The 20,940-nt window shown below is 68.7% G+C and carries 20 protein-coding genes; 5 read left to right on the top strand and 15 right to left on the bottom strand.

The window, feature by feature from the left end:
• The first annotated feature begins 12 nt into the window (after window positions 1-12).
• Window positions 13-780 carry an SDR family NAD(P)-dependent oxidoreductase gene (locus K9U41_RS06025; RefSeq protein ID WP_282639951.1) on the top strand — a complete coding sequence of 256 codons (768 nt, stop codon included), beginning with the start codon at window positions 13-15 and terminating at the stop codon, window positions 778-780.
• Window positions 781-1,099: 319 nt separating this feature from the next.
• On the opposite strand, the gene K9U41_RS06020 is transcribed toward K9U41_RS06025, so the two are convergent.
• Both K9U41_RS06020 and K9U41_RS06015 read right to left on the bottom strand, forming a co-directional pair.
• Complete coding sequence (locus K9U41_RS06020; protein ID WP_282639950.1) at window positions 1,100-1,414, bottom strand: hypothetical protein; 315 nt, start codon at window positions 1,412-1,414, stop codon at window positions 1,100-1,102.
• A gap of 265 nt (window positions 1,415-1,679) precedes the next feature.
• A complete protein-coding gene (locus K9U41_RS06015; protein ID WP_282639949.1) occupies window positions 1,680-1,868 on the bottom strand; it encodes a DUF2735 domain-containing protein in 189 nt (62 codons plus the stop codon).
• A 519-nt stretch (window positions 1,869-2,387) separates the two neighbouring features.
• Here K9U41_RS06015 and K9U41_RS06010 point away from each other — a divergent pair.
• Window positions 2,388-3,422 (top strand): glutamine synthetase beta-grasp domain-containing protein, encoded by a 1,035-nt coding sequence (locus tag K9U41_RS06010; protein ID WP_282639948.1) that lies wholly within the window; start codon window positions 2,388-2,390, stop codon window positions 3,420-3,422.
• A 476-nt stretch (window positions 3,423-3,898) separates the two neighbouring features.
• The gene (tam, locus tag K9U41_RS06005; protein ID WP_282639947.1) at window positions 3,899-4,672 is read left to right on the top strand and encodes a trans-aconitate 2-methyltransferase; all 774 of its coding nucleotides are present in this window, start codon (window positions 3,899-3,901) and stop codon (window positions 4,670-4,672) included.
• 13 nt (window positions 4,673-4,685) lie between these two features.
• Here the strand turns inward: tam and K9U41_RS06000 are convergent, their stop codons facing one another.
• From K9U41_RS06000 to K9U41_RS05965, 8 genes are all read right to left on the bottom strand, one after another.
• Window positions 4,686-5,474 carry a MetQ/NlpA family ABC transporter substrate-binding protein gene (locus tag K9U41_RS06000; protein WP_282639946.1) on the bottom strand — a complete coding sequence of 263 codons (789 nt, stop codon included), beginning with the start codon at window positions 5,472-5,474 and terminating at the stop codon, window positions 4,686-4,688.
• A gap of 33 nt (window positions 5,475-5,507) precedes the next feature.
• Entirely contained in the window at window positions 5,508-6,194 is a 687-nt protein-coding gene (locus tag K9U41_RS05995; protein WP_432715738.1) for a methionine ABC transporter permease, read from the bottom strand.
• Entirely contained in the window at window positions 6,187-7,311 is a 1,125-nt protein-coding gene (locus K9U41_RS05990) for a methionine ABC transporter ATP-binding protein (RefSeq protein WP_432715737.1), read from the bottom strand. The genes K9U41_RS05995 and K9U41_RS05990 overlap by 8 nt, the downstream gene beginning before the upstream one ends.
• A 279-nt stretch (window positions 7,312-7,590) precedes the next feature.
• Complete coding sequence (locus K9U41_RS05985; protein WP_282639945.1) at window positions 7,591-8,175, bottom strand: TetR/AcrR family transcriptional regulator; 585 nt, start codon at window positions 8,173-8,175, stop codon at window positions 7,591-7,593.
• Window positions 8,176-8,245: 70 nt separating this feature from the next.
• Complete coding sequence (locus K9U41_RS05980) at window positions 8,246-8,713, bottom strand: nuclear transport factor 2 family protein (protein WP_282639944.1); 468 nt, start codon at window positions 8,711-8,713, stop codon at window positions 8,246-8,248.
• Window positions 8,714-8,850: 137 nt separating this feature from the next.
• Entirely contained in the window at window positions 8,851-12,000 is a 3,150-nt protein-coding gene (locus K9U41_RS05975) for an efflux RND transporter permease subunit (RefSeq protein ID WP_282639943.1), read from the bottom strand.
• Window positions 12,000-13,229: an efflux RND transporter periplasmic adaptor subunit gene (locus K9U41_RS05970; protein ID WP_282639942.1), complete on the bottom strand. Its 1,230-nt coding sequence runs from the start codon at window positions 13,227-13,229 to the stop codon at window positions 12,000-12,002. The genes K9U41_RS05975 and K9U41_RS05970 overlap by 1 nt, the downstream gene beginning before the upstream one ends.
• A gap of 110 nt (window positions 13,230-13,339) precedes the next feature.
• Window positions 13,340-14,032: a TetR/AcrR family transcriptional regulator gene (locus K9U41_RS05965; protein WP_282639941.1), complete on the bottom strand. Its 693-nt coding sequence runs from the start codon at window positions 14,030-14,032 to the stop codon at window positions 13,340-13,342.
• Window positions 14,033-14,362: 330 nt separating this feature from the next.
• On the opposite strand from K9U41_RS05965, the gene K9U41_RS05960 reads away from it, so the two are divergent.
• On the top strand, window positions 14,363-15,076 hold the full coding sequence (locus tag K9U41_RS05960) for a sulfate transporter family protein (protein WP_282639940.1): 714 nt from the start codon (window positions 14,363-14,365) through the stop codon (window positions 15,074-15,076).
• Between the two features lie 69 nt (window positions 15,077-15,145).
• On the opposite strand, the gene K9U41_RS05955 is transcribed toward K9U41_RS05960, so the two are convergent.
• The 5 genes from K9U41_RS05955 to tsaD all read right to left on the bottom strand — a co-directional run bounded on the left by K9U41_RS05955 (window position 15,146) and on the right by tsaD (window position 20,202).
• Complete coding sequence (locus tag K9U41_RS05955) at window positions 15,146-16,504, bottom strand: ABC1 kinase family protein (RefSeq protein WP_282639939.1); 1,359 nt, start codon at window positions 16,502-16,504, stop codon at window positions 15,146-15,148.
• A 36-nt stretch (window positions 16,505-16,540) separates the two neighbouring features.
• Window positions 16,541-16,999 (bottom strand): DUF6790 family protein, encoded by a 459-nt coding sequence (locus tag K9U41_RS05950; protein ID WP_432715736.1) that lies wholly within the window; start codon window positions 16,997-16,999, stop codon window positions 16,541-16,543.
• Between the two features lie 38 nt (window positions 17,000-17,037).
• Window positions 17,038-17,967, bottom strand: coding sequence for a histone deacetylase family protein (locus tag K9U41_RS05945; RefSeq protein ID WP_282639937.1), 930 nt, complete (start codon window positions 17,965-17,967; stop codon window positions 17,038-17,040).
• A 162-nt stretch (window positions 17,968-18,129) separates the two neighbouring features.
• Complete coding sequence (locus K9U41_RS05940; protein WP_282639936.1) at window positions 18,130-19,125, bottom strand: NAD(P)H-dependent glycerol-3-phosphate dehydrogenase; 996 nt, start codon at window positions 19,123-19,125, stop codon at window positions 18,130-18,132.
• A 6-nt stretch (window positions 19,126-19,131) separates the two neighbouring features.
• A complete protein-coding gene (gene tsaD / locus K9U41_RS05935; RefSeq protein ID WP_282639935.1) occupies window positions 19,132-20,202 on the bottom strand; it encodes a tRNA (adenosine(37)-N6)-threonylcarbamoyltransferase complex transferase subunit TsaD in 1,071 nt (356 codons plus the stop codon).
• Between the two features lie 105 nt (window positions 20,203-20,307).
• On the opposite strand from tsaD, the gene hemC reads away from it, so the two are divergent.
• Window positions 20,308-20,940: hydroxymethylbilane synthase (gene hemC / locus K9U41_RS05930; RefSeq protein WP_282639934.1), on the top strand; the 633-nt coding region annotated here is incomplete at its 3' end.

Here is a 20,940-nt window from a genome sequence, read left to right as displayed (position 1 = left end):
AGGAAGGCGGGAATGGCGGCGGATCTCGATCTGTCCGGGAAAGTGGCCCTGGTGACGGGGGCGGCCAGCGGCATCGGCCTTGCGGCGGCGCAGGTCCTTGCCCGGCAGGGCGCCCACGTGGTGCTGGCCGACCGCGACGGCGTGGCCGCCGAGGCGGCAGCGCAGGCGCTGAAGGCGGAGGGCGCGCGCGCCTCCAGCCTCGCCTGCGACGTGACCGATGAGGTGGCGGTGGCGGAGGGCGTGAAGGATGTTCTCGCCGCCTGCGGCCGTGTGGATATTCTCGTCAACAATGCCGGCCTCTCCATCCGCAAGGGCATTGCCGAACTGGCGCTGGCCGACTGGGAGCGCGTGTTCGCGGTGAATGTCACCGGCGCCTTCCTGTGCGCCCGCGCCGTGGTGCCGGCCATGCGGGCGCAGGGCGCGGGCGCCATCGTCAACATCGCTTCCATCATGGGGCTGTCGGGGGGTGGGCCTTATCCCAACCCGGCCTATCAGGCCAGCAAGGGCGCCATCGTGAACCTCACCCGCGCGCTGGCGGTGGAGCTGGCCCCGGCGGGCATACGGGTGAATGCCGTGGCGCCCACCTGGGTGCGCACGCCCTTCATTGCGCCCCTGATGAACGACGCGGAGCAACTCGCCAAGATCGAGGCGCTGATGCCCATGGGCCGCATTGCCGAGCCGGAGGAGGTGGCCGACGCGGTCCTGTTCCTGGCAAGCTCCATGGCTTCCATGATCACCGGCCACATCCTGCCGGTGGACGGCGGATTCCTGTGCCAGTGAGACCCGCGGGCGATGCGCTTTTCTCAGTGGCCGTTGGCACGAGCCCGCGCGGCGCCTGAGCGGCACCGGTCGGAGACCGGGGTGGTGGCATGAGCCTGCGCGGCGCCTGAGCGGCACCGGTCGGAGACCGGGTCGGTGGCATGAGACGCCCGCGCGGCGCGTGTCCGGGCCGTGGGCGCCTTATGGCCCGCCCAGAGCGCGCGCCGATCAGCTCGCGATGCAAGCTGATCGGACAACGACTTCTCGATCTCTGATTGAGCGGGCTACTCGCCGAGCAAACGGGTCCAGTTTGCTTGGATCGCGCTCTTTGGATCGGGCTTTAAAGCGACACGTAGATGAACTTGTCGCCCTGCAGCGCCGGATAATTGGCGCGCAGCGCCGTGGCGATCTTGCCCACCAGCGTCTTGTCGCCTGCCGCCGAGGGGCCGACGAAGTCCGTGCCGGACATCCAGGTTTCAAAAAAGCAGTGCAGGCCCTCGTCATAGTCCGCGCCGGTGGGGTTGGCGGTCTTGTCGGCGAGGGTGGCGACACCCTCCTTCGTCACTTCCAGCCGCCAGTCGCGGTCATCCACCACCGAGCCGATGAGCTTGGCGAGGTCGGCGTCGGTCCAGTCGCCGTTGATGTCGAGAGCCATGTCGCATTCCCTACCCGTGAAGGTGTCCCGGGGCAGGAGAAGCAAGAGCCGATCCACGCGCGGATTCGAATGCCCGGAACGGGGGCGCGAGGGAGGCAAAGCAAGGGAAGCAAAGACAAAAACGGCCGCTTGCGCGGCCGAACCCTGAGCCCGCTCTGCGCCTATCCGGCCAGTGCGGCGTGGCCAGATCGAACATTCGTCGGGCGAGCCCAGGGATAACGGCTCCGGGACCTGCCCCGGCAGCCGTTGGCCATGCGCGATCAGCTCAGCGGCGCTGCGGCTGGGTGTCGGCCTTTACCGCTTCGTCGTGATACCAGCTGGAGCCGATGACCGCCTGGGTGGCGCCCATGGCCGCGATCTCGGCCGCCCATTTCGCCTCTTTGGAAGGCATGCCGCCATTCGCGCCATTCTTCATCGGGAAGGGATAGATTTTAGCCGTCTCGCGCTTCTGCATCACAGTCATCATTCAAACTCCGGTCGATGAGCCTCCTGGGCGCCATCCATTGATCCGTTCTTAGCAGAGTTTTGGATCTGGATATACATAAATTGCCTAAAAAATTAGTATAATGCCTAATTTATAGGCGTATATAAATTAAAGACAGATATTGGATTTGTTTGCGCGCATGGTGCATGGCATCCGCGCGTCTATCGCAGTGCAGCGAGGGTGTCCGTATCAATCGCCTGTGGCGCGTATTTGTTCCGTCGAAATCGCGGCGGTGGCGTCCCGATAGCGCGATGGTCCGGCATTGCCTTCACTATGGGCGAAGCGCCCAAGCGTAAGGCCTAATCCTGATGCACAAATGGGCAGGCCCTGCCCGGGCAGGGCGCCGCGCGCCCTTGTGTGGCGGTTACGTGAACGCTGGCACGCAGCTTGCTAAGGAGTGGACGGCCCAAACGGTCAGTGGATTCTTCGCGGCCGGACGCTCTGTCACGAGTTCCAAAATCTCACGTCATCGGCTTATGAGAGACTGCAATGGCAAAGTTTAAACTCGAGTATATCTGGCTGGACGGTTACACCCCGACCCCCAATCTGCGTGGCAAGACGCAGGTCAAGGAATACGACGTGTTCCCGACCCTCGAGGAACTGCCGCTGTGGGGCTTCGATGGCAGCTCCACCCAGCAGGCCGAAGGCCGCAGCTCTGACTGCGTGCTCAAGCCCGTGGCGGTTTATCCCGATCCGGCCCGCACCGACGGCGCCCTGGTCATGTGCGAAGTGATGATGCCCGATGGCGTCACGCCGCACCCGACCAACAAGCGCGCCACCATCCTCGACGATGCCGGCGCCTGGTTCGGTTTCGAGCAGGAATACTTCTTCTACAAGGACGGCCGCCCGCTCGGCTTCCCGGAGAACGGCTTCCCGGCTCCGCAGGGTCCGTACTACACCGGCGTCGGCTACAAGAATGTCGGCAACATCGCCCGCCAGATCGTCGAGGAGCACCTCGACCTCTGCCTCGCGGCCGGCATCAACCACGAAGGCATCAACGCGGAAGTCGCGAAGGGCCAGTGGGAATTCCAGATCTTCGGCAAGGGCTCCAAGAAGGCGGCCGACGAAGTCTGGATGGCGCGCTACCTGCTGCTCCGTCTCACCGAGAAGTACGGCGTGGACATCGAGTTCCACTGCAAGCCGCTCGGCGACACCGACTGGAACGGCTCGGGCATGCACGCCAACTTCTCCACCACCTATCTGCGCGAAGTGGGCGGCAAGGCCTATTTCGAGGCGCTGATGGCGGCCTTCGATGCCAACATCGAGGAGCACATCGCGGTGTACGGCCCGGACAACCACATGCGCCTCACCGGCAAGCATGAGACCGCGCCGTGGAACAAGTTCTCGTATGGCGTGGCCGACCGCGGCGCGTCCATCCGCGTGCCCCACTCCTTCGTCAAGAACGACTACAAGGGCTATCTTGAGGATCGCCGCCCCAACTCCATGGGCGACCCCTACCAGATCGCCTCGCAGATCCTGAAGACCATCGCGTCGGTTCCCACCGGCGTCTCGGCTGCGGCCTGATCTTGAAAGCCACGGCGCGTCCTGCGCGCCGTGGCACCCTTCCGGGTGTCGTTTGGTGATATGGTTCCGGTGCCTTCGCAGGCTGCCAACCCTTTGATTACCCATCCGGCATGTGGCAAGCCACCGGCAAGGCCAGGCACGGACCCATGTTCCGGATCGGCATGGCGCATGGCCTGATGCGCTGAAAGACCATTCTTCCCGTGGTCCCCGGGTTGCGCGGGTGGACCCGGCGGCTTCATTTTCATTTCCCTCCAGAACTCTGGCGTCCGGCGTCGCACCCGGTCGCGGGCGAACCCGTCATGGTCGCGCCCCAGCTGAGGGCCGCTGAGCCAGGCGTCCCCCCGCCATTGGCATGGCCGCCATCTTCCCCGCTTTTCCCGCCTGACCGGGCCGCTCACTTTGCTAAGATCAGGACCGGATTCGCCTCGGGGCTCGATCAGCCCGGGCGGCGCATCCGGCTCAAGGGAAGGTGATCCATGCCAGCCGATTGGAATGCCCGCCAGTATCTCAAGTTCGAGGACGAGCGCACCCGCCCGTCCCGCGATCTGCTGGCGCAGGTGCCCCTTGCGGATGCCGCCTTCGTGGTGGATCTCGGCTGCGGCCCCGGCAATTCCACCCAGCTTCTGGCGGAGCGCTTTCCCGGCGCCGAGGTGCTGGGGCTCGACACCTCGCCGGACATGCTGGCGGGCGCCCGGCAGCGCCTGCCGGCCGCCCGCTTCGAGACCGGCGACGCTTCCACCTTCACGCTGGACAAGCCGGCGGACCTCATCTTCGCCAACGCGGTGCTGCAATGGGTGCCCGACCATGCGGTGCTGCTGCCGCGGCTGGTATCGATGCTGGCCCCGGGCGGCGTGCTGGCGGTGCAGATGCCGGACAATCTGGACGAGCCGTCCCATGTGGCCATGCGGGAATCGGCCATGTCCGGCCCCTGGGCGGACCAGCTTTCCGATGCCACCCGCGCCCGGGCGGTGCTGCCGGAGCCCGGCGGCTACTACAATATGCTGGCGCCCCACGCCACGCGCGTGGACATCTGGCACACCATCTACAACCATCCCCTGGACGGGATTTCGGCCATCGTGGAGTGGCTGAAGGGCACCGGCCTGCGCCCCTTCCTCAGTCCGCTGGAAGGCGACGAGCGCGCGCAGTTCCTGGAGGATTATGCGGCGCGGCTCGCCGATCTCTATCGGCCGCGGGTGGACGGCAAGGTGTTGCTGGCCTTCCCGCGGCTGTTCATGGTGGTGGTGAAGTAAAGCCGGCGCGCGTTCACCAGCTCGGCAGCACGGCGCCCTTGAAGGTCTCCAGGATGAAGGTCTTGGTCTCGGGGGACTGGTAGGTCTCCACCAAAGTCTTCACCCAGGGCTTGTCCTTGTCTTCGGCCCGCACCGCGATGATGTTCACGTAAGGCCCCTTGGGCTCTTCGCGCAGGATGGGGTCCTTCACCGGATCGAGGCCGGCTTCCTTGGCATAATTGGTGTTGATGCCGGCGGCGGCCAGATCCGGCAGGGAGCGCGGCAGCTGGGCGGCGTCGATCTCCACGAACTTGAGCTTTTTCGGGTTCTCCACCACGTCCACCACCGAGGCCTTCACCCCGATGCCGTCCTTCAGCTTGATGATGCCCTTGTCGGCCAGCAGCAGCAGGACGCGCCCGCCGTTGGTGGGATCGTTCGGAATACCGATCGATGCGCCGGCCGGAATCTGGTCGAAGCTCTTGTACTTCGTCGAATAGACGCCGATGGGGAAGTTCACCGTCAGGCCCACGGGCACGATCTTGTAGCCGCGGTCCTTGATCTGGTTGTCGAGGTAGGGCTGGTGCTGGAACGCATTCGCCTCCAGGTCGCCGGAGGCCAGCGCGGCGTTGGGCACCACATAGTCCGAGAACTCGATCACCTTGATATCAAGGCCTTTTTTCGCGGCCTCGGCCTTCACCTTCTCCAAAATCTGGGCGTGGGGGCCGGGGGTGACGCCGACCTTGATGGTCTCGGCGGACGCCGCGGTGAAGAGGCCGGCGGCAAGCGCGAGGGCGAGCGCGCCAGCTGTCGCGAGGGCTTTCATGGAAGTCTCCGTGCAGTGAAGATGGTGTGAAGTTCAGGAGCGGCTGCGCTTGTCGAGGCGGCGGGCGATTAGGTCGCCCAGCGTCTGCACCCCCTGCACCAGCAGGATGAGCACGATGACCACCGCCGCCATCACCTCCGGCATGAAGCGCTGGTAGCCGAAGCGGATACCGAGGTCGCCCAGCCCCCCGCCGCCCACCGCGCCCACCATGGCGGAGTAGCCGAGCAGCGACACCGCCGCCAGCGTAAGGGCCAGCGTGATGGCCGGCAGCGCCTCGGGCAGCAGCACCTTGGCGACGATCTGGAGGGGGCTGGCGCCCATGGCCCGGGCAGCTTCCACAAGCCCTTGATCCACCTCGCGGATCGCCGCCTCGATGAGGCGGGCGATGAACGGCGCGGCGGCCACCGTGAGCGGCACGATGGCCGCATTGGTGCCGATGGAGGTGCCCGCCACCAGCCGGGTGAAGGGGATGATGGCCACCACCAGGATGATGAAGGGGGTGGAGCGCGCCGCATTCACCACCAGGCCGAGCACATGGTTGGCAAGCGGCGCGGCAAACAATTCGCCCTTGCGGCTGGTGGCGAGGAAGACCCCCAGCGGCAGTCCCGCCAGGGTGCCCAGAACGCCGGAAACCGCAACCATGTAAAGGGTTTGCCGGGTCGCATCGATGATCAGGTCGACGATGGCGGGCGGCAGCAGGCCGAAGCTGAGATCAAACATAGCCGAGCACCTCCGCCGACAGATGAAGCCGTTCCACCGCATTGACCACCGCCGAGACGGTGGCGGCATCGCCGGGGACCGAGACGATGATGACGCCGAAGGGCGCGCCGGCGATCTCGTCCACCTGCGCCTGGATGATGTTCACATCCACCGACAGCAGCCGCGACACCCGCGACAGCACCGGATCGGTGGCATGGGTGCCGGTGAAGACGATGCGCAGCACCGCGTCGCGGCCTTCTGCCGGCTCGGGTTTCAGGCGGTTGGCCAGTTCCGGCGGCAGGCTCTGGCCGGTGAGGGCGGAGAGGAAGGAACGGGTGGTGGCGTGCTGCGGCGCGGCGAAGACGGAGTAGGTGGCGCCTTCCTCCACGATGCGGCCGCCGTCGATCACCGCCACCCGGTCGGCCACCGCCTTGATCACCGCCATCTCGTGGGTGATGAGCAGCACGGTGAGGTTGAGTTCGGCATTCACCTTGCGCAGCAGGGCGAGGATCTGGTTCGTGGTCTCGGGGTCGAGGGCCGAGGTGGCTTCGTCCGAGAGCAGCACGCGGGGCCGGGTGGCCAGCGCCCGGGCGATGCCCACGCGCTGCTTCTGCCCGCCGGACAATTCGGCGGGGTAGCGGTCGCGCTTGTCGGAGAGGCCCACCAGATCCAGCAGGGGCTCCACGCGGGCCTTGATCTCGCGGCCGGGCACGCCGGCGATCTCCAGCGGCAGGGCCACGTTGTCGAAGGCGGTGCGGCGCGCCAACAGGTTGAAATGCTGGAAGATCATGCCGATGGAGCGGCGCTCGGCGCGCAGCGCCTTCTCGTCCAGGGCGCTGATGTCCACCCCGTCCACGGTGACGCGGCCGGAGGTGGCCCGTTCCAGCCCGTTGACGAGGCGGATGAGGGTGGACTTGCCCGCGCCCGACCGGCCGATGACGCCGAGGATGGCGCCTTCCGGCACGTCCAGCGTGATGTCGGAGAGGGCGGCGACCTGCGCGTTGCTGCCGCGCGCGGCAAAGATCTTCGCCACCTTCTCGAAGCGGATGATGGGGCGCGCGACTGTCGGGTCCGGGGCTGGCGAGGCGGGGGAGGGGGTCTGCACTTGATCCGCCGATAGGATGAGTGGGGCGTTCACGGGAGGCTCCGGGCTTGCCGCCTGTTCGCTAGACCGGTCCCCTTGTCCTGGCACGCAAGACGGCGGAAGGGGTGCGCGAATGAAGGCGAGCGTCACGTTTCAGGGACGACGTGGCAACCACGGGTCCGCAAGAGCTTCAACAAGCTGTGCGTTCCGGCGGGTTCCAGCTGCTCTCAGCGACACATCATCATGGCGACGCCCGTCCGTGATGGGGCAATGTTCCGGCCCAATATCGTTCTCTTTATCGAACGCGTCAAGTCTGTTATTAATCCGATGAATTTAGTTTGGATCGGACGGCCCGCCAAGACCCTGCAGCAGGCGCCGTTCCAGCCGCGCCAGGGTACGGGTGAAGACGGCGTCGTCGTCCAGCGCGCGAGCCAGCACCAGGGCGCCCTGGATGGCGAGCACCGCGTCCTCGGCCTCCTCGCCCGCCACCGTTGCCGGATGGCCGATCCGGATCAGCGCGCCGGCCAGCGCCTCCCGCCAGCGGGCGAAATAGCTCTGCACCGCCTGCGAGAAGCGGTCGCGCACCTCGCCCAGGGCAAACACGCCCACCAGGCACACCCGCCGGCCGGAGCGGAAATAGGCGTCGGTGCGGGCCAGCATCTCGTGGATGGCGGCGGCGCCGTCCTCTTCGGTTCGCAGCGGCGCGAACACGTTGGTCTCGAACCACAGGTCGATATCCGCCAACACGGCGGCCGCCATCTCCTCCTTCCCGCCGGGGAAGAAGTGATAGAGGCTGCCCTTGCCCAGCCCGGTGCGGGCGGTGATGTGGGCAAGGCTCGCCCCCTCGAAGCCGTGCTCGCGGAACACCTCGCCCAACAGGGGCAGGATGTCCGCGCGCTCGCTCACCGTCCGTGCCATGGCGGTCCTTTGTCCCTGTCCCTGCAGGTCACACCCTGAAGCTCACACCCTGAAGCTCACACCCTGAAGCTCACATGCCCAGCTCCGTGAGGCCGGGATGGTCGGCCGGGCGCGGACCCAGCGGCCACAGGAAGCGCCGCTCGCTCTCGCGGATGGCCACATCGTTGATGGAGGCCTCGCGCCGGCGCATCAGCCCGTTCTCGTCGAATTCCCACTGCTCGTTACCGTAGGAGCGGTACCACGCCCCATCCGCATCGTGCCACTCGTACTGGAAGCGCACGGCGATGCGGTCGTCGTTGAGGCCCCAGAGTTCCTTGATGAGCCGATAGTCCTGCTCCTTCTGCCACTTGGCGGTCAGGTAGGCGACGATGGCCGGCCGGCCCACCAGGAAATCCGAGCGGTTCCGCCAATGGCTGTCGGGGGTATAGGCGAGGGAGACCCGCTCGGGGTCGCGGCTGTTCCATGCGTCTTCGGCGAGGCGCGCCTTCTGGGCGGCGGTCTCCACGGTGAAGGGGGGCAGGGGTGGGCGCTGGCTCATGATCTTTTCCTGTACTGATCAGTCAATTATGTACTGAATCGTACAGGAGATGGCGCGAGTCAAGCGGGGCGGGATCTCTCCCGCCCCGACTGGGTTCATGCCCCTGGTGTCCTGCCCTTGGGGTCATGCGTCCGGGTTTATTCCGCCGCGCGCGGCAGGCCCGGGCTCGCGTGGGGCGGGGCGGTTCCGGAGTGGTGGTCTCCGGGCTCGTCCCTGGCGCCGATGAAGCGGCCGAAGATGCGCCCGAGGATGTGGCTCAGATCGTCCATCACCGAGAACACCGCCGGCACGAACACCAGCGACAGCAGCGTCGAGGTGATGAGGCCGCCGATGACCGCGATGGCCATGGGCGCGCGGAAGGCGCCGCCTTCGCCCAGCGCCAAGGCCGAGGGCACCATGCCCGCCACCATGGCGATGGTGGTCATGACGATGGGCTGCGCCCGCTTGCGCCCCGCCTCGATGAGGGCGGTGGTGCGGTCCACGCCCTGGTGCATGGCCTCGATGGCGAAGTCCACCAGCAGGATGGCGTTCTTGGTCACGATGCCCATGAGCATCAGGAAGCCGATGATCACCGGCATGGACACCGAATTGCCGGTGATGAGCAGGGCGATGAAGGCGCCGCCCACGCTCAGCGGCAGCGACACCAGGATGGTGATGGGCTGGAGCAGGTCGTGGAACAGCAGCACAAGCACCGCCAGCACCAGCATCAGGCCGGCGGCCATGGCCATGGCGAAGCCGGTGTTCACCTCCTCCATGATCTCGGCGTCGCCGGCCTCCTTCAGGGTGACGCCGGCGGGCAGGCTTTGCGCCGTGGGCAGGGCCTTCACCCGGGCGAGGGCGTCGCCCAGCGGGGTCTCGCCCACGAGGTCCGCCTCCACCGCGATGCGCCGGGCGCGGTCGTAGCGGTCGAGCGCGGTGGGGCCCTTGCCGAAGCGCACGTCCGCCACCGCCGAGAGCGGCACCGCGCCGCCCGCCCCCGTGGGCACCTTCAGCGCGTCGAAGGTGGCAAGGCTGGTGCGGGCCTTCTCGTCGAGCTGCACGCGGATGTCGATCTGCCGGTCCTTGGCCGAGAACTTGGCGAGGTTGGCGGAAATGTCGCCGATGGTGGCGATGCGCACGGTCTCGGCGATGGTGTCCACCGAGACCCCCAGCTCCGCCGCCTCGTCGAGCTTGGGCACGATGCGGATTTCCGGCCGGTCCAGCGCCGCCGAGGAGACCACGTTGGCCAGCTCCGGCACATGGGCGCGGATGTCCTTTTCGAGCGCGACGCCTGCATCCTCCACCGCCGCCCCGTCATTGCCGGAGAGCACCACCTGGAAGCCGCGCTGGGTGTTCTGCCCGTTCTGGCTCCAGGAGAAGCGCGCGTCGGGAATGGCGGCAAGCGTGCGCGAGAATGCGGTCTCGAACGCCTTCTGGTCCATGTCGCGCTCGGCGCGGGGCTTCAGGTTGATGACGATCTGCGCCTTGCGCACCTCGCCGGCGGTGAGCGACAGGCCGCCCGAGCCGCCGGAGCCGGCGGTGGCATAGACGCTCCTCACCTCCGGCAGCTTCAGCAGGGTGCGGGTGATGTCGTCGGACACCTTCTGGGTCTCGGCCAGCGTGGTGCCCGGCGGCAGTTCCACCGAGAGCAGGGCGCGGGAAATGTCGTTGGTGGGCAGGAAGCCGGACGGCAGCAGGCTGGAGAGGAAGATGGTGCCGATGAAGATGGCGATGCCCATGCCGATGGTGGCGAAGCGGTGCCGCACCGACCACGACAGCAGGCGCACATAGCCCCGCATCACCGGCCCGTCGCCGGCTTCCCGGTGGCCGGTGTCGCGCAGGAAATAGGCCGCCACCAGCGGGGTGATGAGCCGCGCCACCGCCAGAGAGAACAGCACCGCGATGGCCACCGTCAGGCCGAACTGCTTGAAATACTGCCCGGCGATGCCGCCCATGAAGGACACCGGGGCGAACACGGCGGCGATGGTGAGGGTGGTCGCCACCACCGCGAGGCCGATCTCGTCCGCCGCCTCGATGGCCGCGCGATAGGGCGATTTGCCCATGCGCATGTGGCGCACGATGTTCTCGATCTCCACGATGGCGTCGTCCACCAGGATGCCGGTGACCAGCGTGATGGCGAGCAGGCTCACCGCGTTCAGGGAGAAGCCCAGCATGTCCATGACCCAGAAGGTGGGCAGGATGGACAAGGGGATGGCGAGCGCCGTGATCAGCGTCGCCCGCACGTCGCGCAGGAACAGGAACACCACGATCACCGCGAGGATGGCGCCCTCGATCAGCGTGTGCATGGCCGACTGGTAGTCCGACTTGGTGAAGCGGACCGTGGTGTCGATCTCGGTAACGGTGATGCCGGGGTTGGCGGCCTTGAGCCGTTCAAGGTCCTCGTTCACTCGGTCATAGACCGTCACGTCGGAGAAGCCCTTGGCGCGGTAGACGCCGAAGGCCACCACGCTCTTGCCGTCGAGGCGCGCGAACACGCGCTGCTCGGCGGCGCCGTCGACCACCTGGCCGAGGTCGCCGAGGCGCACGAAGCGGCCGTTGGACAGCACGATGCGGGTCTCGGCGAGGCTTTCCATGGTGGTGGCGCCGGCCAGCGTGCGGATGGACTGCTCCTGCGTGCCCACCTCGCCGCGCCCGCCGGACACGTCGAGATTGGTGGCGCGCAGCTGCCGGCTCACCTCGGCGGCGGTGATGCCCAGGGCCATCAACCGGTCGGGGTCGAGGGCGATGCGGATCTCCCGGTCCACGCCGCCCTGCCGCTTCACCTGCGCCACCCCGCGCACGCCCTGGAGGGCGCGGGCGATGGTGTCGTCCACGAACCAGGAGAGTTCCTCCGTGGTCATGTTGGGAGAGGACACCGCATAGGTGACGATGGGCAGGCCCTCGATGTCCACCCGCTGCACCTGCGGCTCGTCGATGGAGCGCGGCAGGTCCTGGCGGATCTTGGTGACCGCGTCGCGGGTGTCGTTCACCGCGCGGTCCACCAGCGTCTCCAGATGGAATTCCACCGTGGTGATGCTGGCGCCCTCCGAGATGGAGGAGGTGATGTGCTTGACCCCGGAGACGCCGGCGATGGCGTTTTCCACCTTCTTGGTCACCTGGGTTTCCAGCTCGCTCGGCGCGGCGCCGGACTGGGTGACCGTGACCATGACGATGGGCACGTCGATGTTCGGCATCTGCGTTACCGGCAGGCCGCGGAAGTGCACGATGCCCAGCACCACAAGGATGAAGAAGAAGACGAGGGAGGGGACCGGCTTGCGGATCGCCCAGGCGGAGACGTTGAGGGCCATCAGCGTGCCTCGCCCAGGGAGAGCGGCTGGGTGACCGGGGTCACCCGGTCGCCGTCGCGCAGGAAGCTGCCGGCGCGCGCCACCACGGCGTCTTCGGCGGCAAGGCCGCTGGCGACAAGGATGCGCCCGCTCTTCTTGAGGCCGGGGACGATGCGGCGCACGCCGACCATGCCGTCGGTGACGGTCAGCACATAGGCCCCGTCGGCATCGAACATGACGGCCGACTGGGGCACGGTGAGCCCCTTCACCTCGCCCAGGTTGATGACGGCGCGGCCATAGGCGCCGGATTTCAGGCGCGGGTCGTCGGGCAAAGCTATCTTCACCGTGCCGAGCCGCGAGGCGCGGTCCACCTCGGCGGAGACGAGGCGCACCTTGCCGTCCAGCGGCGCATCGAAGCCGGCGGGCTGCACCTGCGCGATGAGGCCGTCCCGCATGCGCGGCATGGCGCTTTCGGGCACGTCCGCCTGGAGGTCCATGGAGCCGTCCTCGGCGATGCGGAACAGGGGCGAGGCGCGGGTGGACAGGGCGATGGCGCCGAGCCGCGCCTCCCGCGACAGGATGAGGCCGGCGGCGGGGGCGCGCACGTCGGTGCGCTTCATCTTCACGTCGAGCTCGTCGCGCTGGGCCTTCACGAACACGGCTTCCGCCTCGGCGGCGATCAGGGTCTCGCGGGCGGCCGCCACCTGGGCGGTGGCCACCTTCACGGCGCGCTCGCGCTCGTCCAGCTGCTCCTGGGAGGAGGTGCCGGTCTTGCGCAGCTGCCGGGTGCGCTCCACCGCGGCGGTGGCCTCGGTTTCCTGGGCGATGACCTGGTCGAGGGCGGCGCGCTGCTGGGCGATGGCGGCGCGGGCCTTGGCGGCGGAGGCGGTGTTCTGGGCCAGCTGGGTCTCCAGCACCTCGCGGGAGAGGCGGGCCAGCACCTGGCCCTTCTCCACCTTGTCGCCGGCCTCCACCAGGATTTCCATGAGCCGGTAGCCCTCGATCTCCGGCCCCACCTCGATCTCCTCGCGCGGCCTCAGGGTGCCGGTGACGAGGATTGTATCGGTCATGGTGTCCGGCTTCGGCTTCACCACCGTCACGGAGAGCGCGGGCGGGGCCTTGGGCATCGGGCTTTCGGCGGCCTTGGCCGGCTCCGCCGCCAGAGCGCCGCCGCCCGGCGCCACGGCGCAGGCGAGGAGAACGGCTGCCGCCAGCGCGGCGCGGGTCGCAGGACGAACGGTCGCGGACATGATGAAGGAAGCCTCTTTCCGGATCGGGGCGGGACCGTGGGGCGAGACCACGGCATTAACGTGACGGCAGGCCGGTGCGGCGCCGCTAGCGGGGGGCTGTGGCATTGCGGTCACGCTTCAGCCTCCGCCGGCGTCCGGGCATCGGGCGCGAGCATGCGCTTGACCAGCTGCGCGAAGGCCGGCAGCCGCTCGGCGAGCTTCCACTGGGGATGCAGCTGATGGTGGAGCAGCACCCCGTCGCCGATGATCTGGAGCAGCACCACCACCGTGTCGAGGTCCAGCGCCGGGTCGACCTCGCCTTGTTCCACCGCATTGGCGAGGGCCGCCCTCAGCTGCACGCGGCTTTCTTCCTCATGGGGCTCCACGGCGGCGCGCAGGTCCGCATTGCGGATGGCCTCGGCCATGACCTCGGGGCCGAGCCGCGCCGTGGCGAGGCAGCCTTCCTCCATCATCGCGGCGGTGCAGTCGGTCAGGGCGTCGAGCACGGACGGCGCCTTGGAGACGGTGTCGAAGAAGGCGAGCCGCTCCGCCCGCTCCCCCTCCACGATGGCGGCGATGAGGGATTCCTTGGAGGGGAAATAGCGGTAGAGCGCGCCGGGGCTCATGCCGGCCTCGGCGCAGATCTTCTGCATGGAGGCGCCGTGGAAACCGTCGCGGGAGAAGCAGGCCACGGCAGCGGCGAGGATGCGCTGGCGCTGCTCCGTGCGATGGTCGGCCCGGGTCGCGGGTGCGGGCCTGGCCGATGGGCGAGATTTGCCGGGCAGGGGCGACGCGAGCGGCGGGACGGCGGTGGAAGAGGTCATGGGCAAGGGGTCCATCCGGCAAATGCGCGCCGAAAGTCATGAGAGCGAATGTTCGTTCGCATTTATCATGAGGGGGTCCGGCGAGCAAGAGTGAACGTTCGTTCGCGTCTGGGCCGCGCGAAATGCCGCTGGAGCGGGACGGGCAGCTGGCGGGAGGGGTCAAACGGCGCTGGCGTCCAGCGGCTCCGCGCATTTGTCCCCTGCGGGAGAGGCGCGGGTGGGACAGGGGAGGGGCCGAGTTCGCCCGGCGGGGCCGAGTTCGCCCGGCGGGGCCTTGAGCCGCTGCGGCCGGCGCATTACCTCTCGCTTGGTTCGAACCGGGACGGTGCCATGCTCGCGGCTGCATTAGACGCCTTTCGCCAGACCTTCTCGCCGCTGCTGCGCGGCTTGCTGCTGAAATCCATGGCGCTGGCGGCGCTGCTGCTGGTGGGCCTCGCCATCGGCCTGGAGGCGGCGCTCACCCATTTCGTGCACGTGCCGTCCTATCCCTGGGTGGAAACCACCCTCGCCATCATCGCCGGCTTCGGCCTGGTGTTCGGCATCATCTATCTGATGCCGGCGGTGTCCTCGCTGGTGGCGGGCCTGTTCCTCGATGACGTGGCCGAACGGGTGGAACAGGCGAGCTACCCCGCCGACCCGCCGGGCCGGCCCCAGCCGGTGCTGCGCTCGATTTTGTATGCGCTGCGCTTCTTCGGCGTGGTGCTGGCGGTGAACCTTGCCGCCCTGCTGCTGCTGCTGGTACCGGGGGTGAACATCATCATCTTCTACGTGGCCAATGCCTATCTCATCAGCCGGGAATATTTCGAGCTGGCGGCCATGCGCTATCGCACCCCGGAAGAGGCGCGGCGGCTGCGGCAGGCCCATGGGGTGAAGGTGTTCGTGGCCGGGCTGCTGATCGCGCCGATCCTGTTCGTGCCGATCCTGAACCTCATCCTGCCGGTGTTCGGCACCGCCTTCATGGTGCATTTCCACCGCCGCATCGCGCCGCTCCCGGTGCTGCGCGACCGCGACGGCGCGCTGGTGATCGAGGGGCGGGCGCTCTAGATTTTTTCGTGACGCGTTTTCTTCACGCGAACCGGTACCCACTTCGCTCGAAAACGCTCTAGCTGGCCTTTAAAGCCCCGCTGCCGTCAGCGCATCCGACTGGCGCGCGGCCACCTCGTCGACCGAGAAATCGCCCATGGCGGCCTCGAACAGGCGGTGGAAATTCAGCTCCGCCTTCAGGTGCAGGAACACGGCGCCCAGGCCCACGGCGGCACGGTCCATGAACACGAACTCGCGCGGCACCGTCACCGGCCCCAGCTCCTTCAGGGCCTTGTGCACCGTGAAGGCCTCCTTGCGGCCGTAGTGTCCCGGCGCCACGCCGTCGGCGATGGAGCGCACCCGGTCGTCCATGAGCGGGCCGTAGATGAAGCGGGCCCAGATGTTGAGCACGTCGATCAGCTCGCGCTTCAGCCCCTTGAAACCCCAGGTCTCGTAGGCGTGGACCACGCGGGCCTCGTCGCCGGCCATGAGGCCGCGATAGAGGTCCACCACCCCGGCCACGAAGCGCGGCGGGAAGATGCGCACGCAGCCGTAATCCAGCAGGTTGATGCCGGCCGGGCGGCCACCCTCGGAGAACACCGTGTAATTGCCCAGGTGCGGGTCGCCGTGGATTACGCCGAACCGGCTGAAGGGCAGCCACCAGGCAGCGAACATGGCCTCGGCCAACTGGTTGCGCTCCGCCAGCGGATGGTCGGTGAAGGTGAGGATCTTCTCCCCCTCCAGCCATTGCAGCGTCAGCAGGCGCCCGGTGGAGAGGTCGTCGCGCACCCGGGGCACCCGCACCCGGCTCTCGTCCGCGAGCATGAAGGCGTAGAGGGCGGCGTGGCGGGCCTCGCGGCGATAGTCCAGCTCCTCGCGCACCCGCTCGCCGATCTCGGTGGCGATCTCGCGGGTATCGATGGCCCCGTCCATGCGGCGCTGGATGGAGAACAGGATGTCGAGCTGGGAGAGGTCCGCCTCCACCGCCGCCTGCATGTCCGGATACTGGAGCTTGCAGGCCACGTCCTCGCCATCCAGCGTCACCGCCTTGTGCACCTGCCCGAGGGAGGCGGCGGCGGCGGGCTGGTGCGAGAAGGAGGCAAATCGCGCCTCCCAGTCGCGGCCCAGCTCGGCCATCATGCGGCGGCGCACGAAGGCCCAGCCCATGGGCGGGGCATCGCTCTGCAGCTTCTGCAGCTCGGCGGCATATTCGGGGGGCAGCGCGTCGGGGATGGTGGCCATGAGCTGCGCCACCTTCATCAGCGGACCCTTCAGGGAACCGAGCGCGGCGGTGAGGGCCGCGGCGTTGGAGCTGTCGCGGTCGAGGCCCATGAGGCGGGTGCCGGCGATGCGCGCCGCGACGCCTCCCACATTGGCGCCGACGCGGGCATAGCGCGCGGCGCGGGCGGAAAAGCGGTTGCGTTCGTCGTCGGCGATCTTGTCGGACATGAGCCCCGGCTCGCTGGTTCCGTCGGGGTTCTACGCTCAGGCGGCCCGGCCGGATCGATAGGTGAGGGCGAGCAGGATGGGGAGCAAAAGCGGCGTCAGCACGTCGGTGTAGGGGATGGGTCCGGCATTGCCTGCGGCAAAGTTGCCGGTCCGGGCGATCTCGACCAGGTGGGTGACCGCCGCACCGCCGAGGAAGCCGGCGGTCACCGCCACCGCGAGGCGCAAGCCCCGGTTCGGATAGAAGGCGCCCATGAGGCCGGCGAGGCCGATGCCGAGATTGGCGGCGCCCACCTCGGTCTGGAACGGGCTGGTCGCCCAGCCGATGCTGGCCGCCGACCGGGCCGGAAACACCATGTGCCCGAGCGCGGCCCAAAGGCCCATGAGGCCCACGGGAAGCAGGCAGATGTAGCGCAGCAGCAGCTCCGCCACGAGGCCCGCCCCGCGCGGCGGCGTGGCGCGGGCAAAGGACAGGGCGGTCAAAAACACCACCGCCACGTAGGAGAGGACTAGGCCAGTTCAGGCCCGGCCGCGCTTCAGCCGTGCATGAGCGCGGAGACGTGGGCGGCGGCCGAGGAGGCGAGGCCTTCCAGGTCGTAGCCGCCTTCCAGCACCGAGACGACGCGGCCGGCACACTTCTCGTCGGCCACTTCCATCAGCCGGCGGGTGACCCAGCCGAAGTCGGTGTCCACCAAGCGCAGGGAGGCCAGCGGATCGCGGATATGGGCGTCGAAGCCGGCCGAGATCAGGATCAGGTCCGGCGAGAAGGACTTGATGCGCGGCAGGATGCGCGTCTCCATGGCCTCCTTGAACACCGCGCCGTCGTCGCCCGAGCGCAGCGGGGCGTTGACGATGGTGTTGGCGTCCCCGGTCTCGTTCACGGCGCCGGTGCCGGGATAGAGCGGCATTTCGTGGGTGGAGCAGTAGAGCACGCTGTCGTCGGCCCAGAAGATGTCCTGGGTGCCGTTGCCGTGGTGCACGTCGAAATCCACGATGGCGACGCGGCTCAGGCCGTATTTCGCCTGGGCGTGGCGGGCGGCGATGGCCACCTGGTTGAGCAGGCAGAAGCCCATGGGCTTGCGCGTCTCGCAATGGTGGCCCGGCGGGCGCATGGCGACGAAGGCGTTCTGCACCTTGCGGTCCAGCACCTCGTCCACCGCATAGCAGGCGCCGCCCACGGCGCGCAGGGCCGCTTCCCAGCTGCCGGGGGACAGCACGGTGTCTGAATCGATGCGCACCAGCCCGTCCTTGGGCGAGGCCTCTCCGAGGGCGTCCACGAAATCGGCCGGATGGACCCGGATGATGTCCTCGCGCGCACCGAGGGGGGCGAGGTCGCGGATGAGGTGGGAGAACTTCTCCTGCTCGAAGATACGGTCGAGGGCGCGCAACCGGTCCGGCCGCTCGGGATGTCCGGGCGGGGTCACATGGTTGAGGCCGGCAGGATGGGTAACGAGCAGCGTGTGCATTTGCCTTGGCGTCTCCCTGGGCCGTGCATCTTGGCCGTGGCTTGGGTTCCGGCGTTTTCGCCTGTTGTTCTTGACATACCATATTCCAGCGCGCCGGGGAGGATGTTGCGCCGGATCAAGAAATGCGTCCGACCAAAGGCGCGGGTGCCCTCTGCGCGCGGCTCAGCCTTCCGCCCGCTGGGGCCGGGCCATGAGCGCCTCGATGGCGCCGTCGATGGACAGGCGGCCCTGCAGCACGCCGTCCACGGCGGCGCTCACCGGCACGTCCACGCCCTTGGCGCGGGCCATCTCCACCAGCACCGAGGCGGTGAAGGCGCCTTCCGCCAGTCTGTCGCCGGTGGCCGCGCCCGCCCCCAGCGCCTGCCCGAAGGCGAAGTTCCGCGATTGCGGGCCGGAGGTGGTGAGGATGAGGTCGCCGAGGCCGGACAGGCCGGTGATGGTCTCCGCCTTTGCCCCATAGGCGCGGCCGAAGCGCATCAGCTCGGCGAAGCCCCGCGCCACCAGCGCCGCCGCAGCGCTCGCCCCGAGCCGGCGGCCGGAGACGATGCCGGCGGCGATGGCCAGCACGTTCTTGGTGGCGCCGCCGATCTCCGCCCCGCGCACGTCGGTGGAATGATAGAGCCGCAGCGTCGATGAGCCGAGTGCAGCGGCGAGGTCCGCCGCCAGCTGCGCGTCATGGGCGGCGAGGGTGACGGCAGTGGGCAGGCCGGCGGCCACATCGGTGGCGAAGCTGGGGCCGGAGAGCACGGCGGGGCGCGCGCCGGGCATGGCCTCGCCGATCACCTCGCTCATGAAGGCGCGGGTGCCGCGCTCGATGCCCTTGGCGCAGGAGATCACCGGCAGGCCGTCGCGGGCCAGCGGGGCGAGCCGCGCCAGCACTGCGCGGCAGGCCTGGGCCGGCACCACCAGCAGCAGCGCCTCGGTTGCGGCCACGGCGGCGAGATCCGCGGTGGGGGTGACTGCGGGATCCAGCGCGATGCCCGGCAGGTCCGGCCGGTTCTCGCGCAATTGCGCCATTTCGGCCATGGCGGCGGCGTCGCGGCCCCACAGCACCACCTCATGGCCGCTTTGGCGGCCGGCGCGGGCGGCGGCATTGGCGAGCGCGGTGCCCCACGCGCCCGCGCCCATGACGCCGATGCGTCCGTAAGCAACAGCCATTGCGCGTCAGGCCCGGGCGGTGGCGGAGGCGGCGGCCACCGGGTCCAGCGGCCAGCGGGCGCGGGGGCTGAAATCGAGCCGGTCGCGCATCCCGCGCGACAGCCGCTCGGCCCCGGCCCAGGCGATCATGGCGCCATTGTCGGTGCACAGCTCCGGCGCCGGCAGGGCGAAGCGGGTGTTCAACTCGGCGGCCACCTTGACCAGGGTCTCGCGGATCATGCCGTTGGCGGCGACCCCGCCGGCCACCACCAGGGCGGTGGGGCCGCGGCCGAGCCGGTCGCGGAAGGCGCGGGCGCCGGCGCGCACCCGGTCGGCGATCAGGTCCACCACCGCCGCCTGGAAGCTGGCGCACAGGTCCGCCACGTCGTCGTCGGAGAGCGGGGCGATGCGGTCCGCCTCCAGCCGCACGGCGGTCTTGAGGCCCGAGAGGGAGAAGTCCGGCTCGCGCCGGCCCATCATGGGGCGGGGGAAGGCGAAGCGGCCGGCATAGCCGAGCTTGGCCTGCGCCTCCACCTGCGGCCCGCCGGGATAGGGCAGGCTCAGCATCTTCGCCACCTTGTCGAAGGCTTCGCCCACGGCATCGTCCAAAGTGGTGCCGAGGCGGGTGTAGCGGCCCACGTCTTCCACCGCCAGCAGCTGGGTATGGCCGCCGGAGACCAGCAGCAGCAGATAGGGGAAGGCGACGCCGTCGGTGAGGCGGGCGGTCAGCGCATGGGCTTCCAGATGGTTCACCGCCACCAGCGGCTTCTTGGCGGCGAGCGCGATGGCCTTGGCGGTGGTGAGGCCGACGATGACCCCGCCGATGAGCCCCGGCCCCGCCGCCGCCGCGATGCCGGACAGCTCGGAATAATCGGCCTTGGCCTGGCGCATGGCCTCGGCGATCACGTGGTCGAGGATCTCCACATGGGCGCGCGCCGCGATCTCCGGCACCACGCCGCCATAGGGCGAATGGATCTCCACCTGCGAGCGGATCACGTTGGAGCGGATGTCCGACGCCCCCGAGGGCGAGCGCGCCACCACCGCCGCCGATGTCTCGTCGCACGTGGTCTCGATGCCGAGCACCAGAAGATCGGCCACGCCCTCACCCTCCCGATCCGTTCTTTTGCGGTATCTCGCTATGGCGCCGCTGCGCCCGAACGCCGCTCTATCCCATTTCGATTCCGTCGCGCATTGTACGCCGCCATGAGTGAGAATACGAAATCCGTTTACCATTCCGTCCACCCCCGTTTGCGCATCGGCACCCGTGGCAGCCCGCTGGCCCTGTGGCAGGCCCATGCGGTGCGCTCGGCGCTCGCGGCCGCGCTGGGGGTTGAGACCGAGGCCATCGCCGTGGAGGTCATCAAGACCTCCGGCGACCAGATCCAGGATCGGGCGCTGTCCGAGGCGGGGGGCAAGGGGCTCTTCACCAAGGAGATCGAGGAGGCGCTGCTGGACGGCCGCGTGGACCTCGCCGTGCATTCCGCCAAGGACGTGGCGACGGTGCTGCCCGATGGCCTGCATCTGGCCGGCTACCTGCCGCGCGCCGATGTGCGCGACGCCCTCATCCTGAAGGCCGGCGCGGCGCTGGCCGACCTGCCGGCGGGCGCCAGGGTGGGCACCGCCTCGCTGCGGCGGGAGGCGCAATTGCGCCGCATCCGTCCGGACCTGAAGGTGGAGCTGCTGCGCGGCAACGTCCACACCCGCCTCGCCAAGGTGAAGGATGGCGATTTCGACGCCACCCTGCTGGCGCTGGCCGGCCTCACCCGCCTCGGCATGGCGCAGGCGGCGAGCTGCGTGCTGGCGACCGATGATTTCCTGCCGGCGGTGGGGCAGGGG

The organism is Xanthobacter autotrophicus, assembly GCF_029991245.1.
Lineage (GTDB): Bacteria > Pseudomonadota > Alphaproteobacteria > Rhizobiales > Xanthobacteraceae > Xanthobacter > Xanthobacter autotrophicus_C.
The sequence above is the reverse complement of the archived record's forward strand: the minus strand, read 5'-3'. Positions and strand labels throughout refer to the sequence as shown.

What these genes read in the sequence shown, in the direction of transcription:
- K9U41_RS05970 (WP_282639942.1), bottom strand. Translation starts at nt 13,229, where the DNA reads ATGTCCGCGACCGTTCGTCCTGCGACCCGCGCCGCGCTGGCGGCAGCC.
- K9U41_RS05940 (WP_282639936.1), bottom strand. Translation starts at nt 19,125, where the DNA reads ATGGCTGTTGCTTACGGACGCATCGGCGTCATGGGCGCGGGCGCGTGG.
- K9U41_RS05985 (WP_282639945.1), bottom strand. Translation starts at nt 8,175, where the DNA reads ATGGCACGGACGGTGAGCGAGCGCGCGGACATCCTGCCCCTGTTGGGC.
- K9U41_RS05955 (WP_282639939.1), bottom strand. Translation starts at nt 16,504, where the DNA reads ATGTCCGACAAGATCGCCGACGACGAACGCAACCGCTTTTCCGCCCGC.
- K9U41_RS06010 (WP_282639948.1), top strand. Translation starts at nt 2,388, where the DNA reads ATGGCAAAGTTTAAACTCGAGTATATCTGGCTGGACGGTTACACCCCG.
- K9U41_RS06000 (WP_282639946.1), bottom strand. Translation starts at nt 5,474, where the DNA reads ATGAAAGCCCTCGCGACAGCTGGCGCGCTCGCCCTCGCGCTTGCCGCC.
- K9U41_RS05965 (WP_282639941.1), bottom strand. Translation starts at nt 14,032, where the DNA reads ATGACCTCTTCCACCGCCGTCCCGCCGCTCGCGTCGCCCCTGCCCGGC.
- K9U41_RS06020 (WP_282639950.1), bottom strand. Translation starts at nt 1,414, where the DNA reads ATGGCTCTCGACATCAACGGCGACTGGACCGACGCCGACCTCGCCAAG.
- K9U41_RS05945 (WP_282639937.1), bottom strand. Translation starts at nt 17,967, where the DNA reads ATGCACACGCTGCTCGTTACCCATCCTGCCGGCCTCAACCATGTGACC.
- K9U41_RS05975 (WP_282639943.1), bottom strand. Translation starts at nt 12,000, where the DNA reads ATGGCCCTCAACGTCTCCGCCTGGGCGATCCGCAAGCCGGTCCCCTCC.
- K9U41_RS05960 (WP_282639940.1), top strand. Translation starts at nt 14,363, where the DNA reads ATGCTCGCGGCTGCATTAGACGCCTTTCGCCAGACCTTCTCGCCGCTG.
- K9U41_RS06025 (WP_282639951.1), top strand. Translation starts at nt 13, where the DNA reads ATGGCGGCGGATCTCGATCTGTCCGGGAAAGTGGCCCTGGTGACGGGG.
- K9U41_RS05995 (WP_432715738.1), bottom strand. Translation starts at nt 6,194, where the DNA reads ATGTTTGATCTCAGCTTCGGCCTGCTGCCGCCCGCCATCGTCGACCTG.
- K9U41_RS06015 (WP_282639949.1), bottom strand. Translation starts at nt 1,868, where the DNA reads ATGCAGAAGCGCGAGACGGCTAAAATCTATCCCTTCCCGATGAAGAAT.
- tam (WP_282639947.1), top strand. Translation starts at nt 3,899, where the DNA reads ATGCCAGCCGATTGGAATGCCCGCCAGTATCTCAAGTTCGAGGACGAG.
- K9U41_RS05980 (WP_282639944.1), bottom strand. Translation starts at nt 8,713, where the DNA reads ATGAGCCAGCGCCCACCCCTGCCCCCCTTCACCGTGGAGACCGCCGCC.